Here is an 18,681-nt window from a genome sequence, read left to right on the forward strand (position 1 = left end):
GATCAGATTCTTAATTTTTTTTAGACTACCTTTGCAGGATGTAATTCTTTCAGACTGAAGGAATTTTTATTTAAATTTTAAAATAATTCATTTGAATTTTACAGACCTTAATTTAATAGAACCTATTGCAAAAGCAATTCAGGAACAGGGATATACCAATCCCACTCCCATTCAGGAAAAGTCTATTCCTGAAATTTTAAAAGGCAGAGACTTTTTAGGATGTGCCCAGACAGGAACTGGAAAAACGGCTGCTTTTGCCATTCCTATCCTGCAGAATTTATCCAAAAACAAAACTTCAACCCACCATATAAAAGCCCTGATTTTAACGCCTACAAGAGAATTGGCAATACAAATCGAAGAAAATATCCATGCTTACGGGAAATACCTTCCTTTGAAGGAGCTTGTTATTTTCGGAGGAGTAAAACAGGGGAATCAGGAAGCTGCTCTGAAAAAAGGAGTTGATATTCTGGTTGCTACACCAGGAAGACTTCTTGACTTTATTGCTCAGGGAATTATCAGCTTAAAAAATCTTGAAATCTTTGTTTTAGACGAAGCTGACAGAATGCTGGACATGGGTTTTGTACATGATGTAAAAAGAATCATCAAACTTCTTCCACAGAAAAGACAGACTTTATTTTTCTCTGCAACCATGCCTTCTGAAATACAAAAGCTGGCAGATTCTATCCTGAACAATCCTGTAAAAGTAGAAGTAACTCCGGTTTCTTCTACTGCAGAAACCATCAAACAGTCTGTTTATTTTGTAGAAAAAGAAGATAAACTGAATCTTCTTACTCACATTTTAGAAAATGATATTTCAGACTCTGTATTGGTTTTTTCAAGAACGAAACATGGGGCTGATAAGATTGCAAGAAAGTTACAGAAAGACAAGATCTCGGCAGAGGCCATTCACGGGAATAAATCCCAAAATGCAAGACAAAATGCCTTAACCAACTTTAAGTCCGGAAAAACAAGGGTTCTGGTAGCCACAGACATCGCGGCAAGAGGGATTGATATTGACGAATTAAAGTTCGTCATCAACTTTGAGCTTTCAGATGTTTCCGAAACCTATGTACACCGAATCGGAAGGACCGGTAGAGCTGGCGCAGAAGGGAGTTCTATCTCTTTTGTAGACGGCCTTGACCTTCTTAATCTGAGAAATACTGAAAAACTGATTGGCAAGAAAATTCCGATTGTGAAAGACCACCCTTTCCATACGGATGACTTAGTGATTCAGAAGAGAGACTCCAATAATAAGCCTGTCTCTGCGGGTGCTGAAAAAGCTCCGAATCAAAGATCAGGAAGACCACAGGCTAAAAAGAAACCTACTACGGGAAGTACTCCTTCAGTTGGTTTTAAAAAGCCTAAGAATAAGAATTTTACCAGAAAGAAATAATTCAGGGATGGAAGCCGGAAGAATGAGGATGGAAGTTACTATTAGTCATATAATTACTGACTGGCCATTTTAAACTTCAGAATCTTCCGGAATTCATTTAAATAACAAAAAAATCTTCTCATATCCTGAGAAGATTTTTTATTTTATATCCAGATGTATTATTGAAAAATTTTCAACGCATTTTCTGTCGTTATTCTGTCTATTTCTGAAAAGTCAACTCCATAGATATCTACCAGCTTTCCTGCTACCAGATCCAGATAAGAGCTCTCATTTCTCTTTCCTCTGTGCGGAACCGGAGCCAGATAAGGAGAGTCTGTTTCCAGAACAATTTTCTCTAAAGGAATTTCATTTAAAAACTGATCGATCTTTCCATTTTTGAAGGTCACTACTCCACCGATTCCCAGTATAAAATTAAGATCAATGGCGTGTTTTGCCTGCTCGAGGTTTCCTGAAAAACAGTGAAAAATTCCACGAAGTTTCGGGTGCTTTTTTCTTTCCAGAACTTCAAATGTTTCATCAAAGCTTTCTCTGGTGTGAATGACGATCGGAAGATCCATTTCTATAGCCCAGTCAATTTGCTGCTCAAAGGCTTTTATCTGAATATCCAATGTTGCTTTATCCCAGTAAAGATCAATTCCTATTTCTCCGATCGCCGGAAAATGTCTTTGATCCAGATAATTTCTAACAATTTCAAGTTCTTTTTCCCAGTATTCAGGCTTTACATAGCATGGATGAAGCCCCATCATGGAAATAATCTGCCCGGGATATTCTGCTTCCAGCCGGAGCATTTTTTCATGGGATTCAGAATCGATGGCAGGAAGATAAAACTTTGTAATTCCTTTGTCCAAAGCCCTCTGAATGGTTTCTTTTCTGTCTTCATCAAATTCTTCTGCATATAAATGAGTATGTGTATCAATCATTATTTTAAAATTTCAACAGATCTTTATAGGGATTTTCCAAACCCAGCAGCATTCCGAATGCGGGCTCTGTTTTGATTCCCTGTTTCTTAAGTTCTATTATTTTTTGTTTAAATTCTTCTCCTTTATCTCTTAATATTCTGTATTCAGCCATCATGTGACGGTAAGCATTCTGTGCCAGAGACGGTTTATTCTGACCGAAAATTTCAATAGGAAACTCTTCCAGCATAAAGTTCAGAACGATGCTTTTTTCTCCGTTAATCAAGATGTTTTCAACCTTTACTTCAGCATCTGGGGGAATTAACCGACTGAACATGATATCATCCAGAAAATCTTCCTCAAACCGGAGATCCACTTCACAGATAATATCAAGATCACTACTTTCAATATCAATCCCGATCGGAACGGTTCCCGCCAACACCGGAGAATAGGGTTTCAGCTTGGGAAAAACCTGATATTTTGTAAGAACTTCATAGGCTCTTTGCTGTCTTTCATTCCCATCTTTCAGATATTCAATGCCGGTGAAATCAATCATCTTACTATTTTTTAATCTTTTCAGTTGTGAACGTCTAAATTACAACTTCCTTTACAGTTTGTGCTGTACTAAAATGATTCAGAACTTCCTGGGTAATGTCTTTTCCTCCCTTAAAATTGCTATACAATGAAGAGATACTGTAAATAGGTCCGAAAGGGAATCCCCACCATCCAAAAACAAATGTCAGTAAAGAATATTTCCAGCTGTATTTCACAGAAACATCATCACTTTTAATAAAATAAATATCACTCCCTCTTTTAAAAGTCATGATAATAATAGAAATGGTATACTGAAAATGGACAAACCTGGCCCCTCTCTGCAGCTCATGATTAATCTGTTCATGGGTTAAGCCCTCCATATTTTTAATAGCGGCCATAGTTTTTTAAAATATGTTATGTTTAACTTTATTTCTCTGGTTATTAATTCTCTGATCCAATTTTTCCCTGAACTCAATAAACTTCGGATCTTTCGTATCGGTGGTTTTATGCTCCAAAGCTTTCATGATCTTAAAGTTTTCTTTGATAAAATCCCTGGTTTCTTCAGAGAAATAAGAATCACCAAATTTTTCAAAAATATAGTTAACCGCCTGGGAGCTCGGATGAATCATGTCTTCTTTATAAAAACGGTAATCCCTGAGGTCATCCATTAAAATTTCATACACCGGCAGATAATGGCAGTCTTCAAACATGGAAATAGACTCATGTATTGCCGTAATCAGCTTGGATTTACTTAACTGGTTTTCAACCATACCGTCTTTGGTATGTCTCACCGGCGAAACACTGAACAGAATCTGTACTCCTTCTTTACAGATATCTTTAAGATCTAAAATCGTATTGTAAATGGCATGGGTGAGTTCCTGATGAGAAAGCAGTCTTTTTTCGAAAAACTTCTGCGGAATCTTGTGACAGTTGGCCACTAACTGCTTCTTAGGAATAAATTCATAAATAAATGAAGTTCCGTATGTCACAATAATCCAGTCTGCTTCCTGAAGAAATGCATTTCCGGTCTCAATAGCACCGTTGATTTTTTCCAGCGTCTGATGAATATACCGGGTATCAAAACTTGTATGATGATCCAGCGAAATATACTCCTCATTATAAGTAATCAGGTCTTCTTCCTCGTAAAATGCAGATTCATGGAGCACCCGCACTTCCTTATAGATGGAAAAAGGATTGAAGATGGTTCCAAAAGGATTATTAAGGGTCTGAAGTTGTCCCTGCTGCAACAATTCCGACATTTCCGAGGCAAAACACGACCCTATTGAAAATATCTTATCTTCAATTCCAATCTTTTTTTCTGATCCGGGGATGCTGACTTCTGTTCTGAATTTCATTGTATAAATTTCAGGCTGCAGGCTATAGGTTGCAGGTAATCTCTGCTACCCGTAAGCTGTCTCTACTACCTCTCTTTAGCTTTCTCTTCTTAAAAGGTAATTGGCCAGTTCTATGAAAGGTTTTTTCTTTTCTTCAGGAATATTGATCTTCTCTAAATAGCTTTGGCCGATCTCGTTGTGCTTTTCAATCAGACGAAGGGCTTTTTCATCTACCTTAGTTCTTCTGAAGATCTTTTCAACTCCGTATACTTTGTCTATATTATCGGTTTTCTTGCCATACCAATAGTCCAGTTCTTTTCTTTCTTCTTCTGTAGCATGTTCTCTTGCCAAAAGATAAAGAACAGTTTTCTTGTTTTCGTAAATATCTCCTGCATGTTTCTTACCAAACTGAGCCTGATCTCCGAATACATCAAGATAATCATCCATAATCTGGAAAGCGATACCGATATGTTTTCCGAAATTGAAAATCGCTTTGGCATCTTTAAAATTAGCTCTAGCAATCAACGCTCCGATTTCAAAAGAAGAAGCACTTAAAACTCCGGTTTTATAGGTGATCATTCTGATATAGTCATCAAAAGTTACATTTTCCTGAGTTTCAAAATTGATATCATATTGCTGCCCTTCACATAATAAAAGTCCGGTATGGGTAAAAATCCGGATACAGGCTTTGAAAATTTCAGGTTCAAGATCTTCAAAGAATTTATAAGCTTTAAGCATCAGCCCGTCTCCGGAAAGAATTCCTACATTAATTCCGTGTAAAGTATGAATCGTAGGCTTGTTCCTTCTTAAAGGTGCCTCATCCATGATATCGTCATGGATCAGGGTGAAATTATGGAAAAATTCTATAGCCAGTGCTGGTTTTACAGCCTGCTTGAGATCTCCACCGAATAAGTCGCAAGCCATCAGAACCATAATAGGACGAAGACGCTTTCCACCGTGAGAAATGATATAATTCATAGGATCATACAATTCCGCAGGTTTGTCTTTGAAAGTATACTTATTGATGGCATCAGCAACGATCTGCTGGTATCTGTCTAAAAATTCCATAAAATCTTATAATTTGAACAAAAATACGATTTTTCGGGGCTTTATAAAACAAAAAACTTTGCCCAAAAGGACAAAGTTTTGTATAGATATTTAATTTTTAATCTTAAGACAAGAATGTTACCAAAAGATAGGTTATTCCTGCAACAATCGCAGAGATTGGGATTGTAAGTACCCAAGCCCAAAGAAGGCTCACGGTGATTCCCCATCTTACGGCAGAAATTCTCTTCGTTAACCCTACCCCGATAATAGAACCTGTAATAGTGTGCGTTGTAGACACAGGAATACCGAAGTGGTCTGTAATGAATAAGGTGATTGCTCCTGCAGTTTCAGCACTTACCCCTTCCAGTGAAGTTACTTTGGTAATTTTGGTTCCCATTGTTTTGATGATCTTCCATCCTCCACTCATGGTACCTAAACCAATAGCAAGGAATGAAACCAAAGGAACCCAAAGGTAATGTTCTGCAAAATAATCGAAACGTCCTGCAGAAGGTATGTTAAGATATACAGGATCGTGAAGCATTTCAACATGATAGAAAATCAATGCCGCTCCAATGATTCCCATTACTTTCTGAGCATCATTCAGACCGTGCCCTAAACTGAACAGTGCTGAAGAAGCCAGCTGTAGTCTTTTGAAAGACTGGTCTGCCTTGTGCGGGTTTGATCTTTTATAAAGGTGAACGATAATTAATGTAATAATGATTGAGATAATCATCCCTATGATCGGTGCCATGAAAATGAACAGGAAGATAGGAATTACTTTATCAAATTTCACAACACTCTGATGAGTTACCTGGCTGAAAGCTTCTTTTATGGTTCCCCATAACCCAAGATCCGGCTGTGCTGCGGCAACATCGTGGTAATCCATCATGAAAGCATGCATCAGAGCTGCTCCCAGGAATCCACCGATCAAAGTATGTGACGATGAAGAAGGGATCCCGAACCACCAGGTTAACAGGTTCCATGCAATAGCTGCCACAAGACCTGAAAAGATCACTTCAAGATTGATAAAATTCTCGTTGACGGTTTTGGCAATTGTATTACCAATTTTAAATTCTCCAATGATATAAGCAGCAATAAAGAAGGCTGCAAAGTTCCAAAGCGCCGCCCAAAGTACCGCCTGGAATGGAGTTAAAACTTTTGTAGAAACTATAGTTGCAATTGAGTTGGCTGCATCGTGAAAACCGTTGATGTAGTCAAAGATCAGCGCCAGAGCAATAATAACTATAAGTAAAATAGGAAATTCCATTTCTGTCAGTTATATTGTTTTTAGGCGTATTTAATCATGATGTTCTCAATCGTGTTGGCAACATCCTCCGCTTTGTCAGTTACTACCTCAAGATAATTAAGTACTGATGAAACTTTGATAATGTTGATTGCATCGTTTGTTTCGAACAGCTCCACCATTGAGTTGGAAAGAAGGTCGTCTGCGATGTTCTCGATAGAGTTTACTTTGATACAAGCCTCTTTTACCTGATCCATGTTTTTGAAGCCTTTAAGGTTCTTCATGGCGTTCTGGATTTCAAGACATGCTTTGTGAATCAGCAGGGAGAAATCAGAATACGCTTTCATCTCAGGAGATTTATATAAGAAAATGTATTTGGTGGAAGCGTAGATATAATCGGCAATATCATCAAGACCGGTAGCCAGGGTGTGGATATCTTCACGGTCAAACGGTGTAATGAAGTTTTTTCCTAGTTCAACGAAGATCTCGTGGGTAAGTTCATCATTTTTGTGTTCATAGTCGCTCATTTTCTTCAACATTGTATCGTCATTAAGATCGAAATCTTTGATACCGTTGTTAAAGTCTTCAGACATTGCAACTAGGTTTTCAGTTACTTTTTCAAAAAGTACAAAGAAAATTTTATCTTTTGGTTGAAAAGCGTGGAAAATATTACCAATTCCCATTTTTAAGTATTTATAATTCGTGTGCAAATTTCTTAAAAAAGGATTGTACCTGAAACAATATGACATTAAGTTTTGTTAACATTCGATTAACCTCTGATTATCAAATAAAAAAACCGGCTGTAAGGCCGGTTTTATATGATTTTAAAGTGCTTTAGTTTGCTACTTCAGCTCTCATTTCTTTTCCTTTAAATTTCATTGAAGGAATATTGCTCATCACATTGTCTTTGAATGATTTTTCAACTTCAAAGAAAGAGAATTTCTCCAGGATTTCAATGTCACCGATTTCAGCTCTTTTTTTGCTTTTTCCAGCGGTAGCTTTATTGATGATATCTAATACATCAAGTTTTTTCAGGTGATCTTTTTTCCCTAAGTTGAAGAAGAATCTTACCATGTTTTCATCTTTTCTTCTAGGTTTTCCGCCACGGTCTCTGCTATCTCTGCTTCCTCTGTCACGGTCTCTTCCTCTGTCACGATCTCTATCGCGTCCTCTGTCTCTTCTTGAATAATCATCATCTCTGCTGCTCAGTTTCTGTTCAACAAGGTCATGTTTATCTTTGTAATAAAGAGCAAGATCTTTCAGCTGGAACTGTAATAACTTGTGTACTAATTCCTCTTTAGAGAATGCACTCAGATCCGGAATTAAGCTGTCATCAAACTCGAAAATATCTTCTTCGTGTTCTGTAAATAACTTTTCAAAAACACCACCTACCTGAGCTTTGATGATATCATTACCGGTTGGTATTGTTTTCTCAACGATTTCAATTTTCGTTGCAGATTTAATTTGCTTCAGTTTTCTGCTTTCTTCAGGCTTGATCAATGCCATAGAAACCCCATCTTTCCCTGCTCTACCGGTTCTTCCGCTTCTGTGAACGAATACTTCCGGATCATCTGGTAAAGAATAATGGATAACGTGTGTTAAAGAGTTTACATCAAGTCCTCTTGCTGCTACGTCTGTCGCTACAAGAATATCAATATTTTTCAGTCTGAATTTCTTCATTACTGTATCTCTCTGTGCCTGGGAAAGATCTCCGTGAAGGGCATCTGCTGCATATCCGTTCTGCATTAAGAAATCGGCAACCTCCTGAGTCTCCATTCTTGTTCTGCAGAAAAGAATAGAATACTGGTTAGGGTTGGCATCAATTAATCTCTTAAGAGCTTCTTTTTTCTGACGGTATCCTACAACATAATATTCATGCTTAATGTTCTTTTTAACCTCGTTAATAGAACCTACAGAAATACGGTGTGGATTAGTAAGATAGTTTTTAGAAATTCTCTCCACTTCTTTATTCATCGTAGCTGAGAATAAGAAAGTCTGCTTAGTTTCCGGTGTTTCACTTAAAATTGTTTCCAACTCATCTTTGAAACCCATTGACAGCATTTCATCAGCTTCATCTAAAACCAGCCAATGAATAGCAGAAAAATCAAGTGCTTTTCTGTTGATAAGGTCGATTACTCTTCCCGGAGTTCCCACAATAATCTGTGGTTTATCCTTTAAAGAACGAATCTGATCCATAATACTGCTTCCACCGTAAACCGCTGTGGTTTTGATGTCTTTCATGTACTTGGAGTAATTTTTTATGTCTTTAGAAATCTGAAGACATAATTCCCGTGTCGGACAAAGCACCAATAATTGGATTTTGCGACTCGTATCGTCAATCATATCCAAAATCGGAAGCGAAAACGCTGCTGTTTTGCCTGTCCCTGTCTGCGCAAGTGCGATCAAATCGCGAATATCTGAAAGAATAAAAGGGATAGTCTGTTTTTGGATTTCTGTCGGGCTCTCATAGCCCAGTTCGCCAATTGCCTTAAGGATGTCAGGACTTAAATTGGTCTCCGTAAATAAATTCATTAAATATTTTAAAATTTTTGCAAAGATACAATAAATATTTGATTTGTTTTTGAATAAAGTTTTAAATATCTAAACTTAAATTCAGAATCTTTTAATATATTTTTAATTTTTAAAAAATTAAATCTAAAAAAAGAAGACTTTAATTAAAAACATGTTAAACATTATTTTTTTTTATTAAATTGGATTGATTTTTTCTGGATTATTTATGAATTTTCAAAAATAGGACCATGAAACGCAAATTTTTCTTTTCAATTCCCTTGTTTCCGGCGTTTGAAATATTTGCATAAACAACCTCTTATCCGGCAGCTCAGCGTCTGTTTTAACACCAGAAAGTAAAGAAAAAAGATTTCCATACTGTTTTTCTGATGATGTACCGTCGCCAAAGTATTTTCTTTGTTTTATTCTGTATTAAAAGCTTCCAATCCCGATCTTCCTGAAGCATTGAGATATGAATAGTTTTATGTAAATTTGGGTAAAACAACGATAAATTAAATCCAAAAATATGTCAGTCAGCATTTCTCCCCAAACATTTGATTTTTTAAATAAATTAACGAAAAATAACAACCGCGAATGGTTTAATGAAAATAAAAACCTTTATACCGAATCCCAGGGAAATGTTGTTGATTTTCTTGATGAACTGATCAAAGAAATGTCCGGATTTGATGAAGAACTTGGTAAAATTGATGCTAAAAAATCCTTGTTCCGTATTTACAGAGACACCCGTTTTTCTAAAGACAAAGCTCCTTATAAGACTAATTTTGGGGCTTCGTTAGGAATGGGAAAAGGGAGCCAGAAAGGAGGATATTATCTTCATCTTGAACCCGGCAAATCCTTTCTAGCCGGAGGAATCTATATGCCTGAGTCATCTGTTCTTAAAGAGGTACGAAAAGAAATTTCTTTATACGGCGAAGATTTCCTGAAGATCCTCCATAATAAAGAATTTAAAAAACATTTCCCGGAACTGGATCAGGATGATAAACTGAAAAAGGTTCCTCAGGGATTTGAAAAGGAAGATCCAATGGCGGAATATTTAAAGCTTAAAAATTTCATCGTTGTATATTCTCTGAAGGATGAAGATGTTTTAAATAAAAGCGCTGTAAAAAACCTGGCAAAGATATTTAAAGTAATGAAGCCTTTTAATGATTTTCTGAATGCACCCTTTTTATAAGGATTAATGGTTGGAAAACACCAAGACGCAAGGGTTTTGGTCTGTTATTACACTTTTAAGGCATAACAAAATCCAAGATTTTCTGCAAATAATTCTCACCCTTACTAAAAAAGGTTCCCACAGATTACACGGATTTCCCAGAAAAAGATCTGTGTCATCTGCCAAATCTGCGAGAAAAAACATTTAACAGGTTTACAGTTGTTTACATGGTAATAAAAACCTTATAGGTTGGTGGCTGCATTTTTCAAAAGATATTAAGAAAGTTTAATTCCTCCCGACATATTAATCAAAAAGACATGCTTTTTAAGCACATTTTATTCAAAAAAAATCAGCAGAAAAGTGATTTTCTGCTGATTTTAAATATTGGGTTTATGATTTTTCGGTTAAAACTTCATTATATCCTTCACTACTCCATTTTTTTGGGTATGCTGTAACAGTTCTTCTTCTATAAATATTTTGATCTTTTCTTCCGAGCCGTCATTCGGGAATAATAGATGTACGTTGGCTCCTGCATCCAGTGTAAAGAATAAATGCAGACCGGTTTCTCTTCTGAAATCCCAGATTTTATTGATGACTTCAAGCGTTCCGGTTTTCATCAGGATAAAGGCAGGATCACTCATCATCATCATCGCATGAAGGGTAAGCGCTTCATGTTCTACCAATTTGATAAACTGCTCCATGTTTCCACTTTTCAGGATTTCCTTCATGGGAACAAAGTTTTCTCTGGCTTCCTGAAATCTTCTTTCAGCGTAAGGGTTGTTTTTCATCAGCCCATGTCCTACTGTTGAAGAAACACTCTTCTGCCCTTCATGGATCAACAGAACCCAGTCGTTGAAGTTTTTAAATGTGTCATGAATATCACTATCCGGGTATTTTACAGCAAACAGATCCGAGCTTCCGTTTACCTCATCAGAAGTTCCCCATACAACAAGTCCGTTATACAGGCTTCGGCAGGCACTTCCACTTCCTAAACGAGCCAGAAAAGAAGCTTTTTTCAAAGATTCTTCTTCAGAAAATGCTCCGGAAAAAGTTTCATCCAACTTCATCAGACATTTTGCAATCGCTCCGAATCCTGAAGCAGAACTCGCAATTCCTGAACTGTGAGGAAATGTATTTTCTGTTCTGATGATGTATTTTCCTTTCAGAATCCATGGAAGATACTGTTCAATATTCCTGAAATATTTTTCTATTTTTTCTGCAAATTTCAGTTCTTCATTTCCCGCCAGAAAGGTCTGTACAGAGAAAGGCTCACCTGCCTGAAATTCCATTGAAGTATTGGTCTTACAATGATTCAATGTATAACTGATACTGGGATTAGCCGGTATTTGATTCTCGTATTTCCCCCAGTACTTGATCAGGGCAATATTGGACGGGCAGCTCTCTGAAACCGTTTGTGTATGTATGGTAAAATCCTGTTTTCCCAGAAATTCTTGTGTTGTCATAATCTGATTTAAATGATAAAACATTGTTATCTTAAAAAGCTTTTTTAACACTTAAGTTTTTTAAGTTACCAGCGAACTGTATATCTAAGGTCACTTAAGTTATAAAAATTAAAATTTTTAGCTTTTACATTTACTCTTTAGGACTCCGCCTGTTTTATTATTAATACATTTTTTCTATAATATCTGCGTATTTTTTAAGCACTACATTTCTTTTGACTTTCAGGGTAGGAGTAATTTCTCCGGTATTGATGTCAAATTCTGCCGGCATTAAAGTAAATTTTTTCACCTTTTCGAAATCCGCCAGATGACTTTGCAATTCTTTAAGCTTTTCTTTATAAAGGCTGTTGATTTTATCATTTTTCACTGCTTCCTCCCAGCTGCTGAACGGAATATTGTTTTTCTTCATATAATCCTGAAGGAATTCAAAATTCGGAACAATCAGGGCGGAAACAAATTGTCTTCCTTCTGCAACCAGCATGATCTGCTGGATAAAATTATTGTTCGTCAGAAGGTTTTCAATCTGCTGCGGAGCGATGTATTTACCGTTTGATGTTTTCATCAAGTCTTTGATCCTGTCTGTAATGATCAGGTTCCCTTTTTCATCAAATTTCCCGGCATCCCCGGTTTTAAACCATCCGTCTTCTGTAAATACTTTCTGTGTTTCTTCCGGCTTATTGTAATAGCCTTTCATGATCCCGTTTCCTTTTGCCTGAATCTCATCACTTTCTCCGATACGGATCTCCACTCCCGGAAGCGGTTTTCCGCTGGTGGCATGTTCAAAATGGGTTAAAGGGAAAAGCGTCAGGGTTGCTGTGGTTTCAGTCAATCCGTATCCTACCGTCACGTGAATACCTACTGATTCAAAGAATTTTGTAACTTCCGGTGAAAGCGATGCTCCTCCGCATGGCAGAAACCAAAGTCTTCCACCCATTTTCTCCTTGATTTTACTGAAAACCAAAGCATCAGCCACTGACTCTTTCAGTTTTAATCCAAAAGGAATTGGTTTTTCATTTCTTCTCAATTCAGCGGTCTGCCATCCTGTTTTCAGGGCCCAGTCGAAAATTTTCTTTTTCATTGAAGTGCCTTCTTCTGCCTTTTCCAGCACCCCGGCATATACTTTCTGGAAGAACCGCGGCACTGCACACATCATCGTCGGTTTTACTTCTTCCAGTGCTTTTGCTATATTCTTTGGGTCTTCAAGAAAATACACTCTTGCCCCTCCATACAGACAAAGTAAACTCCAGCTTCTCTCAAAAACGTGGCTCAGCGGAAGAAATGCCAAAGACAGCTCTTCCTCAAAGTTTTTAAATTTAAAGAATTCAAAATGAGAATCAAAAGCTTTAATAAAATTTCCGTGGGTAAGCATAACTCCTTTTGGCGTTCCGGTAGTTCCCGAAGTATAGATCAGCGTAGCCGTATCATCATACTCCTTCTTGCAGATCTCCAGTTTAGGTGAGGTTTTAGCAATAAAGTCTTCAAGGTAAAAACTGTTGAATTCTTTTTTGATCCACACCGCTTTTTTGGATACAATAATAGTTTCAAGGCTGTTATTTTCTTTCTGAAGCAGTTCCAGACACGCATCATACTGAGCCTGATTTCCCGTGAGAACAGCTTTAGCTCCGGAATCGTTGATGATATATTCTGCCTGTTCGGCATTATTGGTGGAATAAACAGGAACGGTAACAGCACCAATCGCCATTGAAGCAAGATCAAAGATCATCCATTCAGAGGAGTTGTCTGAATAAATAGCCACTCTGTCATTCTCCTGAATCCCGGCATTTTTCAGTGCATTAGCTGTTTTAAAAACGATTTCACCGAACTTTTTCCAGCTCAGCTCTTTCCAGTTTTCTTCTTTCTTTTTAAAGCCGATTGCCGATTTTACAGGATGTTTTTCTACATTTTTAAGGATAATTGCCTCTGCAAGATTCATTGAGTCAGCTTTTTGTCGTTAATATAATTTTTAAGATGGAAATCAATACTTTCTTCTACAGAAATAAACTGATAATCCAGCCTGTCTTTAATTTTTTGATTGGAAATGGTATTGAGGGATGAGATCGATTCTATGTTTGATCTGGTAATCATTCTCAGTTTGGGAATAATCCATCCGAATAGAATATTGGCAGCCCTTCCGATATTCAGCTGGGATCTTGTAAGAATTCTGGCTTCTTTGAGTCCCAGTTTTGATCTGATCTGTTTTCCAAGATCAGCATATCTTTTATTGTCAGAAATAAGGATAAAGCGCTCTCCGAAAACATTTCTATCCATCAATTCTATAGAAATTTTAGCTGCATCTCTTACATCCACATAACTGGTTCCTCCGGAAAATGTAAAGCTGTTTTTTTCAAAAGTAGGAAAAATATCCCCGCTGCTCTGTCCCCAGTTCCCGCTCCCTATGATCATTCCGGGATTTACGATCACGGTATTCAAACCTTCTGCGGATGCTCTCCACACTTCCATTTCAGCAAGATGTTTGGAAATTCCATAAGCGGAATGCTCTTCTTTGGGATTGAAATCTGAACTTTCATCCAGCTCTCCTTTTTCATTGTATGTATCTAAAACAGCAATTGTGCTCACATGCAGGAATTTTCTGACTTCCGAACCCTCACACGCATACAGCAGGTTTTCTGTACCTTTTACATTGGTATGGTACATTTCTTTATCGTCTTTCGGATCAAATCCTACTTTTGCGGCACAATGATAGACCTCATCTATGTCCTTCAATGCATCCTGCAGGGAATCCTGATCATCAAAATCTACATCCACCCACTCAATCTTATTGAAAAAGCCTTCAGGATCTTCCGTATAAAAACTGTAAGAATGTCTTACATCGTTTAAATTGCTGCCCGGTCTTTTGGAAGCTCGTACGTTTCTTCCCTTTTTAAGAAGCTCTAAAACGATGATCCTTCCCAGGATTCCGGTTGCACCCGTTACAAAAACCATTAATTATTCTACTTGATTGCTGACTAAAATATGACAATATTTTCTCTCTGGCAATTCTCCATTGTATCATTAGAAATTTCTGAAAAATTGCTTCTGCAAATTTGCGATTTTTAAAGCAGAATTCTGCTTAATTTGTAAAATATTTGGGATTCTGAATGGAAAATATAGTTACAAACATCATAGTTTTTGAAAACCGATAACGTTTTAATTTATCACGCAAACATCTGCAAATCTGCAAGAGAATTTCTTACGCTCGCAGATCGGGCAGATGACGCGGATCTTTTTGATTTATATATTTTTTGTTGAGGTTTACGCAAAGGCGCTATTTTTTCACCTACTCCGTAGATGTAATATTTCCAACAAAAATCTGCTTTTCATTAAGCTAAGACCATATTATTTCTTCTTGGAGCTTTATCGCAAAGGACATCGGCGATACTTTTTGAGATAAGATGTCCTTCCGTAAGATTATCCAGCCAGAAAAATTCACCGGCAGCATTGATTTCAATAAAGTAATATTCATCTTCCGGAGAAACGATAATATCGATAGCGCCATAATCCACGTTATAAACGTCCAGTAGTTCCAGGATCTTCGCTTCAATATCAGCAGGTAATTCTGTTCTCTCCCATTTTTTGATGAGATTCACCCCGTCTTTTCGCCAGTCTATTTTGGCTTCTTCAGACTGTTGGGAATCGATTTCAAAAGTATATACATCTCGGCCCACAACAGTTACACGGAGTTCTTTTTTCTTTTCAATTTTCTTTTGAAACTGCATCGGGCAGTACAGAAGTGAATCCAGTTCATCAAGTTTATCTTCGCTGACTACATTGGTGAACACCACACATTCTACTCCGTCTTCATAAATAGCAAAACCGGTCTGCATTTTAGCAACTACATTCTGATGTTTCAGGATGAATTTTTTGGCTTCTTCAGGATTGTTTGTGATGCAGGATTCAGGAATTTTAAGCCCTATTTTATCAGCAATTTTAAGCTGTTCTTCTTTACTGTCTAACCTCCTGTAAACACTTGGTTTTCCAAGAGCATAAGTATCTATAGATTCCAGGAATCCGAAAAGCGTGTTGCGGATCTCTCCCATCGCTGCTCCAAAGAATTTAGGGTCCATTTCTTCTCTAAGCCCGTGGCCCATATTATATGCCCTTCTGTACCATACAGCAGCAATATCGTCCAGACGGTATTTAGCATCCGGTGTTTCAAGAATACTTACCCATTCACCATCCTGAAAAGAAGTTGTGAGTTTGTTTTGAAGCGGATAAAGGTCAACATCAAAGCGGATGACTTCACAGCCGTTCTTTTCTATGTATTCTGTTACTTTTTCAATGGAGAAATTATCTGCGGTATGGGTAATGATTAAAATTTTATTCATGGGTATAGATTCTTTTTATAAGGTTGTCGGCAATTCTTTCTGCTATGGGGAAACCCAGCTCTTTTTGCAGCATTCCCCATTCTCCCTGAGGGTTTACTTCCAGGAAATAATATTCCCCGTCTTTTCCTTTGATCATATCAATAGCTCCGATATAAAGCCCCATTTCTTCCATCATGGAAACCAATCCTGTTTTGATATGCTGCGGCAGGTCATAAGCTGACCAGAACTGACCTTCATGGGCAATTCTCCAATCGGCATGTTCACTGTTATTGATCTTTCCGGTAAAAAAATCACCGGCGATATATACGATACGCAGCTCATACTCTTTGTCGATATACGGCTGAAAGATCATGGGACAGTAAGCTATATCAGAAATATGATCCAGCGTTGTTTCATCAATGATCATGGTTGAGATCAAAGTTTCCCCGCTCATGGATTTTGAGGTCAGGCTATGAAGCTTGGCTACTGCTTTTCCTTCACAACAGGTATGAAAAAAAGAAAGTATTTTCTCTTCATCATTAGAAAAAATGGTTTTAGGAATAGTTAAGCCGTTTTTTTCGGCAAGTTTCAGCTGAAGCATTTTATTTCCGTCGATTTTCCGTTCATTTTCATAAGGGTTAATCCATGGAACATCTTCCAGCACAGTAATAAGGTTATAGCGGATATTTTCATACCCTTTAAGGAATATTTTCTCGTAGTCTTTATCCAGTTCTTCAGGAGCCTTTATTCCCCAGCCTTTTCTGTGCCACACTCCTTTTATTTCATTAGAATGAATGGTATTTCCATTTTCATCAGTCAGCTCAAATGAATCTTCAGTGACGTTTATTTTCTGAAGGTGGTTCATCCTGTCCGAATTCAGTCTGAAATAAGGAATATTCTTAGAGGCAAGATATTCAGAAAAGATATCGATATTATAAAAATCCTGTGAATGGGTAATGCAGAGAATCATTTGCCGGTTTTATTAAAAAAGGAAACTTAGTGGTAAGTTTCCTTTGATATGATTGTATTAACGTTAGTATTTCATGTCATTATTAAAGCGGAACTGTAGGTGAATCATCATCTCCGTCTGAAGGATACTTCAGCGTGTGAGCCATATCATCTTTCGGGGATGTAGCGGTATCTAATGAAGGCTTTGTGATTCCATCTTTTTCAGGGATGGTGATAATTCCTGTTCCACCACCTTTTACAGTTTCAGGGTCTGCAACCTGCTTTTCAAGAAAGGATGCAAAAAACGGTTTCTTTTTTGAATTTTTGTTTTTCATAATAATTGAATTTGGGGGTTAAAAGTTTCCAGCTTCATCGCTGTCGGATGGATACTTCTTGGTCTCGATATAGTCTTGTTTTGGAGTTGTCATATTATCGAGAATAGGCGACGTACTTCCGTCTGTAGCAGGGTGAGTGATCACATCTGTATCAGGAGTTGTTCCTCCTCCCTGTATTTTTTCAGGATCATGAATCTGCTTTTCCAGAAATGAAGCAAAAAACGGTTTCTTAGAGTTGTTCTTTTTCATAGTATTTTAGTTTGGTTGGTTAATAAAATTCTTAGGCCTTGTGGTTACAGATAATCCAGCTCTCCGGCTTCATCGCTGTCGGAAGGATGTTTCATCGTAACAATGTTGTCCTTATAGGGAAGGGTAACACTGTCAAGGGTAACTGATGTAACCTGATCTCTTGCCGGAAGAGTAATAATATCCGATGAAGGATCTGATAATCCTCCTCCCTGAATTTTTTCCGGATCCTGAATTTGTTTCTCTAAAAACGAAGCAAAGAACGGTTTTTTTGAGTTTTTCTTTTCCATAAGTTAATATTTTTAGTTTTTCTCTAAAACTAAAATACAAAAATTTCATTACCTGGGGAAATATTATCTTATTTTAAGAAAATTTTAACTAAAATATAAAACACAGAGAATCAATTTAATCCAAACCTAAAAATTGCTTAACAACTATTGCAAAATCAACAGGATTTTCAGCCTGAACCCAATGTCCTGCATTTTTTACAGTGACAATCCTGGCTTTTGGAAACTGCTGTTTAATACCGTATTCATCCTGTGGCAGGATATAGTTTGATTTTTCTCCTGCAATAAATAAAGCATCACCTTCAAACACACCAAATTTTATAGCATTTGAAACAAATTCGTTATATTTTTCAGAAAGTGTTTTAAGATTGAATCTCCAGTTCAGCTTTTTATTATCATCCCAATACAGGTTTTTCGCCAGGAACTGAATTGTTGATTTTTCAGGAATATATTGGGTAAGAACAGCTTCTACATCACCTCTTGATCCAACGATATCAAAATCCACGGTTTCCAATGCCTTAATGATTCCCTGATGATGTGGAGGGTATGCTTTAGGGGAAATATCTACGACAATCAGCTTTTCTACTCTTTCAGGATATTTTATAGCGAACTGCATTACTGCTTTCCCACCTAACGAATGTCCTAAAACATGGGCTTTCTGAATTCCGTAATGATCCATATAGCGGGCAATGTCATCCGCAAGATCATCATGGGACATCTGGTCTGAGTGAAAACTTCTGCCGTGATTTCTAAGGTCGATCAGGTGTACCGGAAGGTATTCTCCCAGGTCTTTCCCGAAGGTCCCCCAGTTATCAAGCATTCCAAACAATCCGTGGAATACAAGAAGAGGTGTTGTTGTTAAATTTTCACCGAATATTTTTGAGTTTAAGGTTTCCATTTTTTAGGAATTAAAATTTTAAAGATTAATAATCAGAAAGGAAAAAGGCCAGATATTCATCCGGCCTGATTTGTCTT

Annotated in this window: 19 protein-coding genes; 2 read left to right on the top strand and 17 right to left on the bottom strand. The window is 37.3% G+C overall.

The features are described 5' to 3' along the window. Positions 1-91 precede the first annotated feature (91 nt). Entirely contained in the window at positions 92-1,393 is a 1,302-nt protein-coding gene (locus J2Y40_RS06960) for a DEAD/DEAH box helicase (protein WP_309998014.1), read from the top strand. Positions 1,394-1,551: 158 nt separating this feature from the next. Here J2Y40_RS06960 and J2Y40_RS06965 read toward each other — a convergent pair whose 3' ends face one another. The 8 genes from J2Y40_RS06965 to J2Y40_RS07000 all read right to left on the bottom strand — a co-directional run bounded on the left by J2Y40_RS06965 (position 1,552) and on the right by J2Y40_RS07000 (position 8,979). Then, the gene (locus J2Y40_RS06965) at positions 1,552-2,313 is read right to left on the bottom strand and encodes a TatD family hydrolase (protein WP_309998016.1); all 762 of its coding nucleotides are present in this window, start codon (positions 2,311-2,313) and stop codon (positions 1,552-1,554) included. Between the two features lie 4 nt (positions 2,314-2,317). After that, positions 2,318-2,845 (bottom strand): DUF4269 domain-containing protein, encoded by a 528-nt coding sequence (locus J2Y40_RS06970; protein ID WP_153399315.1) that lies wholly within the window; start codon positions 2,843-2,845, stop codon positions 2,318-2,320. Positions 2,846-2,879: 34 nt separating this feature from the next. Continuing rightward, the gene (locus J2Y40_RS06975) at positions 2,880-3,221 is read right to left on the bottom strand and encodes a hypothetical protein (protein WP_153399313.1); all 342 of its coding nucleotides are present in this window, start codon (positions 3,219-3,221) and stop codon (positions 2,880-2,882) included. A 6-nt stretch (positions 3,222-3,227) separates the two neighbouring features. Beyond that, positions 3,228-4,178 carry a GSCFA domain-containing protein gene (locus J2Y40_RS06980; protein ID WP_153399311.1) on the bottom strand — a complete coding sequence of 317 codons (951 nt, stop codon included), beginning with the start codon at positions 4,176-4,178 and terminating at the stop codon, positions 3,228-3,230. Between the two features lie 75 nt (positions 4,179-4,253). Then, complete coding sequence (locus J2Y40_RS06985) at positions 4,254-5,225, bottom strand: polyprenyl synthetase family protein (protein WP_153399310.1); 972 nt, start codon at positions 5,223-5,225, stop codon at positions 4,254-4,256. Between the two features lie 103 nt (positions 5,226-5,328). Continuing rightward, positions 5,329-6,471 carry an inorganic phosphate transporter gene (locus tag J2Y40_RS06990; protein ID WP_153399308.1) on the bottom strand — a complete coding sequence of 381 codons (1,143 nt, stop codon included), beginning with the start codon at positions 6,469-6,471 and terminating at the stop codon, positions 5,329-5,331. 20 nt (positions 6,472-6,491) lie between these two features. Further along, positions 6,492-7,130 (bottom strand): DUF47 domain-containing protein, encoded by a 639-nt coding sequence (locus J2Y40_RS06995; protein ID WP_153399306.1) that lies wholly within the window; start codon positions 7,128-7,130, stop codon positions 6,492-6,494. 151 nt (positions 7,131-7,281) lie between these two features. Beyond that, the gene (locus J2Y40_RS07000) at positions 7,282-8,979 is read right to left on the bottom strand and encodes a DEAD/DEAH box helicase (protein ID WP_153399304.1); all 1,698 of its coding nucleotides are present in this window, start codon (positions 8,977-8,979) and stop codon (positions 7,282-7,284) included. Positions 8,980-9,481: 502 nt separating this feature from the next. Here J2Y40_RS07000 and J2Y40_RS07005 point away from each other — a divergent pair. Further along, entirely contained in the window at positions 9,482-10,147 is a 666-nt protein-coding gene (locus J2Y40_RS07005) for a DUF2461 domain-containing protein (protein WP_309998023.1), read from the top strand. Positions 10,148-10,530: 383 nt separating this feature from the next. Here the strand turns inward: J2Y40_RS07005 and J2Y40_RS07010 are convergent, their stop codons facing one another. From J2Y40_RS07010 to J2Y40_RS07050, 9 genes are all read right to left on the bottom strand, one after another. Continuing rightward, on the bottom strand, positions 10,531-11,589 hold the full coding sequence (locus J2Y40_RS07010) for a diphosphomevalonate decarboxylase (RefSeq protein ID WP_309998025.1): 1,059 nt from the start codon (positions 11,587-11,589) through the stop codon (positions 10,531-10,533). Between the two features lie 160 nt (positions 11,590-11,749). Next, on the bottom strand, positions 11,750-13,519 hold the full coding sequence (locus tag J2Y40_RS07015) for a long-chain fatty acid--CoA ligase (RefSeq protein ID WP_309998027.1): 1,770 nt from the start codon (positions 13,517-13,519) through the stop codon (positions 11,750-11,752). Continuing rightward, on the bottom strand, positions 13,516-14,529 hold the full coding sequence (locus J2Y40_RS07020; RefSeq protein WP_309998029.1) for an NAD-dependent epimerase/dehydratase family protein: 1,014 nt from the start codon (positions 14,527-14,529) through the stop codon (positions 13,516-13,518). The genes J2Y40_RS07015 and J2Y40_RS07020 overlap by 4 nt, the downstream gene beginning before the upstream one ends. 377 nt (positions 14,530-14,906) lie before the next feature. Further along, on the bottom strand, positions 14,907-15,911 hold the full coding sequence (locus J2Y40_RS07025) for an MvdD family ATP-grasp ribosomal peptide maturase (protein WP_309998031.1): 1,005 nt from the start codon (positions 15,909-15,911) through the stop codon (positions 14,907-14,909). Beyond that, entirely contained in the window at positions 15,904-16,860 is a 957-nt protein-coding gene (locus tag J2Y40_RS07030) for an MvdC/MvdD family ATP grasp protein (protein ID WP_309998033.1), read from the bottom strand. Before J2Y40_RS07030 ends, J2Y40_RS07025 begins: the two co-directional genes overlap by 8 nt. A gap of 82 nt (positions 16,861-16,942) precedes the next feature. Beyond that, a complete protein-coding gene (locus J2Y40_RS07035; RefSeq protein ID WP_153399291.1) occupies positions 16,943-17,173 on the bottom strand; it encodes a microviridin/marinostatin family tricyclic proteinase inhibitor in 231 nt (76 codons plus the stop codon). An 18-nt stretch (positions 17,174-17,191) separates the two neighbouring features. Continuing rightward, a complete protein-coding gene (locus tag J2Y40_RS07040) occupies positions 17,192-17,422 on the bottom strand; it encodes a microviridin/marinostatin family tricyclic proteinase inhibitor (RefSeq protein WP_153399289.1) in 231 nt (76 codons plus the stop codon). A 44-nt stretch (positions 17,423-17,466) separates the two neighbouring features. After that, entirely contained in the window at positions 17,467-17,709 is a 243-nt protein-coding gene (locus J2Y40_RS07045) for a microviridin/marinostatin family tricyclic proteinase inhibitor (protein WP_153399287.1), read from the bottom strand. A 115-nt stretch (positions 17,710-17,824) separates the two neighbouring features. Continuing rightward, the gene (locus J2Y40_RS07050) at positions 17,825-18,604 is read right to left on the bottom strand and encodes an alpha/beta fold hydrolase (protein ID WP_153399285.1); all 780 of its coding nucleotides are present in this window, start codon (positions 18,602-18,604) and stop codon (positions 17,825-17,827) included. Between the last annotated feature and the right edge of the window lie 77 nt (positions 18,605-18,681).

Source organism: Chryseobacterium sp. 2987, assembly GCF_031456375.1.
GTDB lineage: Bacteria > Bacteroidota > Bacteroidia > Flavobacteriales > Weeksellaceae > Chryseobacterium > Chryseobacterium vaccae.

Excerpts from the sequence above, each read along its gene's own strand:
- J2Y40_RS06985 (WP_153399310.1), bottom strand. The coding sequence starts at position 5,225 with ATGGAATTTTTAGACAGATACCAGCAGATCGTTGCTGATGCCATCAAT.
- J2Y40_RS07040 (WP_153399289.1), bottom strand. The coding sequence starts at position 17,422 with ATGAAAAAGAACAACTCTAAGAAACCGTTTTTTGCTTCATTTCTGGAA.
- J2Y40_RS07000 (WP_153399304.1), bottom strand. The coding sequence starts at position 8,979 with ATGAATTTATTTACGGAGACCAATTTAAGTCCTGACATCCTTAAGGCA.
- J2Y40_RS07025 (WP_309998031.1), bottom strand. The coding sequence starts at position 15,911 with ATGAATAAAATTTTAATCATTACCCATACCGCAGATAATTTCTCCATT.
- J2Y40_RS07010 (WP_309998025.1), bottom strand. The coding sequence starts at position 11,589 with ATGACAACACAAGAATTTCTGGGAAAACAGGATTTTACCATACATACA.
- J2Y40_RS07050 (WP_153399285.1), bottom strand. The coding sequence starts at position 18,604 with ATGGAAACCTTAAACTCAAAAATATTCGGTGAAAATTTAACAACAACA.
- J2Y40_RS06975 (WP_153399313.1), bottom strand. The coding sequence starts at position 3,221 with ATGGCCGCTATTAAAAATATGGAGGGCTTAACCCATGAACAGATTAAT.
- J2Y40_RS07005 (WP_309998023.1), top strand. The coding sequence starts at position 9,482 with ATGTCAGTCAGCATTTCTCCCCAAACATTTGATTTTTTAAATAAATTA.
- J2Y40_RS06970 (WP_153399315.1), bottom strand. The coding sequence starts at position 2,845 with ATGATTGATTTCACCGGCATTGAATATCTGAAAGATGGGAATGAAAGA.
- J2Y40_RS06990 (WP_153399308.1), bottom strand. The coding sequence starts at position 6,471 with ATGGAATTTCCTATTTTACTTATAGTTATTATTGCTCTGGCGCTGATC.
- J2Y40_RS07020 (WP_309998029.1), bottom strand. The coding sequence starts at position 14,529 with ATGGTTTTTGTAACGGGTGCAACCGGAATCCTGGGAAGGATCATCGTT.
- J2Y40_RS07045 (WP_153399287.1), bottom strand. The coding sequence starts at position 17,709 with ATGGAAAAGAAAAACTCAAAAAAACCGTTCTTTGCTTCGTTTTTAGAG.
- J2Y40_RS06995 (WP_153399306.1), bottom strand. The coding sequence starts at position 7,130 with ATGGGAATTGGTAATATTTTCCACGCTTTTCAACCAAAAGATAAAATT.
- J2Y40_RS06980 (WP_153399311.1), bottom strand. The coding sequence starts at position 4,178 with ATGAAATTCAGAACAGAAGTCAGCATCCCCGGATCAGAAAAAAAGATT.
- J2Y40_RS07015 (WP_309998027.1), bottom strand. The coding sequence starts at position 13,519 with ATGAATCTTGCAGAGGCAATTATCCTTAAAAATGTAGAAAAACATCCT.
- J2Y40_RS07030 (WP_309998033.1), bottom strand. The coding sequence starts at position 16,860 with ATGATTCTCTGCATTACCCATTCACAGGATTTTTATAATATCGATATC.
- J2Y40_RS07035 (WP_153399291.1), bottom strand. The coding sequence starts at position 17,173 with ATGAAAAACAAAAATTCAAAAAAGAAACCGTTTTTTGCATCCTTTCTT.
- J2Y40_RS06965 (WP_309998016.1), bottom strand. The coding sequence starts at position 2,313 with ATGATTGATACACATACTCATTTATATGCAGAAGAATTTGATGAAGAC.